A 1588-nucleotide genomic window follows, 5' to 3' on the forward strand; every position below is an offset into this window, starting at 1 on the left:
AAGCGGGCGATGAGACTCGAACTCACGACATCCAGCTTGGGAAGCTAGCGTTCTACCACTGAACTACGCCCGCGTAAATCAATCTCAAGTTTAGCAAGCTGAAACCCTTGCTGAATCTAACCTATCACGTTCCCGACCCCTTGAGTAGGTGGGGAGTCGGGGGGCATATTTTGCCCGCAATTTGACCAGCAGGGAATGACGTCGAGAGACAAAGCTATCGTGCATGCTGGGGCAGGGCGAGAGTGGGTTAATCATCTTTCACGTGGGATCCCTGGTACAACTGAGGCAGTATTCTGTCTGCGGCCTATGTCCAGCATCCTCCTGCTCTCCGGTAGTCCCAGCACTCCTTCTCGCTCAGAAGCCGTTTTACATCACGCTGCCGGGATCCTGTCCGATCTGGGATTGACCACTCAGTTTGTTTCGGTGCGGGATTTGCCCCCAGAGGATCTGGCACTGGCCAAGTTCGATAGCCCTCAACTCAAGGCAATTCAGCAAAAGGTGGCCCAAGCTACCGGGATCGTCATCTCTGCTCCCGTTTACAAAGCCTCCTATCCAGGTGTGTTGAAGGCACTGCTGGATTTGCTGGATCAAGACGCCTTTACCGGTAAAGTGATTCTCCCCATTGCCACCGGGGGAACCCTGGCCCATCTGCTGTCCATCGACTTTGCGATGAAACCTGTGCTGGCGGTGATGGGGGCAACCCACATCCTGAGAGGGGTTTATATCCTGAGTTCTCAAATTCAGTTGGACGCTGCCGGAACACTACAGCTAGAGGCCGACATCGAGGAACGTCTGCGAGCAGGGCTGCAGGCACTTGCGCAGGCGGTGAAATAGAAGAAATCAGAATTTTGCGGAGACTGGCCGAATACGGGATTGGTGCCCTGGGCCCGGAACCGGTTGCGGCAATCTATTCCGAAAAGTGCATAGGTGATTGCCCAGTCAGGCCCGAGAAGCCGCGGAAGAGCCGACGGCAAGGGATCCCTTTTGCGGGTATGGCCGGATTAAATTTCTATAAATCCCCCAAAAAACCTGCAAAACCGTAAGTTATGATACAGACATAGGATAAATCGTTCATCTCTGCAGTTGGCTCACCAGTGGCCTGGAGCTGTGCAGAGACGGAAGTAGGGGTCTTCCCGAAGGAACGCGCCTCAACTGAATCGCGCCACTCTTTCCGTGGCGTAGGGCCCAACGACAACAAACTCAACCCTTCGTTGATGGAGGCGATATATGAAACTCTCTTTCCGTGGCAACACCTTTGACTACGTTCCCGCGCATACTCAGCTCAGTGATGAGGAGTTGCAAGCTCAGTATCGCGGTCAAACCTTCTGTGTGCACCACACCAGCAAGAAAGCGATGCCTCACCCTCATCAGCCCCTGACCTACCGGGGCGTAAGCTACTGAGGTGAATACTGTTTGCCCTTGTAGGTGAGGTGGGGATCCACTGGAGATCTCCATAGAGATTCGGAAAAGACCGAGCGGCCCCGTTTGGGGTCGTTTTTTGAGGCAAAGCAACACCCCCAGAAGGAGCAGCACCCGTTCCACCTGAGAAGCAAGTAGATGGGTCTGGGCCTGCCGAGTTGAGTTTGAA

Annotated in this window: 2 protein-coding genes, 1 tRNA gene and 1 riboswitch; of the genes, 2 read left to right on the forward strand and 1 reads right to left on the reverse strand. The window is 54.3% G+C overall.

What is annotated here, in order from left to right; all coding sequences use genetic code 11:
• Position 1 precedes the first annotated feature (1 nt).
• A tRNA-Gly gene (locus tag NW820_RS05480) sits at positions 2-73 on the reverse strand.
• Between the two features lie 233 nt (positions 74-306).
• Between NW820_RS05480 and ssuE the strand changes: the two genes are divergently transcribed.
• Both ssuE and NW820_RS05490 read left to right on the forward strand, forming a co-directional pair.
• Positions 307-834 (forward strand): NADPH-dependent FMN reductase, encoded by a 528-nt coding sequence (ssuE, locus tag NW820_RS05485; protein ID WP_414331394.1) that lies wholly within the window; start codon positions 307-309, stop codon positions 832-834.
• 232 nt (positions 835-1066) lie between these two features.
• A riboswitch (Glutamine riboswitch) is annotated at positions 1067-1148 on the forward strand.
• A gap of 79 nt (positions 1149-1227) precedes the next feature.
• Positions 1228-1401 carry a DUF4278 domain-containing protein gene (locus tag NW820_RS05490; RefSeq protein WP_083757650.1) on the forward strand — a complete coding sequence of 58 codons (174 nt, stop codon included), beginning with the start codon at positions 1228-1230 and terminating at the stop codon, positions 1399-1401.
• The last annotated feature ends 187 nt before the right edge of the window (positions 1402-1588 follow it).

This window comes from Synechococcus sp. R55.7 (assembly GCF_047461955.1).
Lineage (GTDB): Bacteria > Cyanobacteriota > Cyanobacteriia > Thermostichales > Thermostichaceae > Thermostichus.

Bases quoted from the DNA above. Each gene is read 5' to 3' on its own strand.
- ssuE (WP_414331394.1), top strand. From the start codon at position 307: ATGTCCAGCATCCTCCTGCTCTCCGGTAGTCCCAGCACTCCTTCTCGC.
- NW820_RS05490 (WP_083757650.1), top strand. From the start codon at position 1,228: ATGAAACTCTCTTTCCGTGGCAACACCTTTGACTACGTTCCCGCGCAT.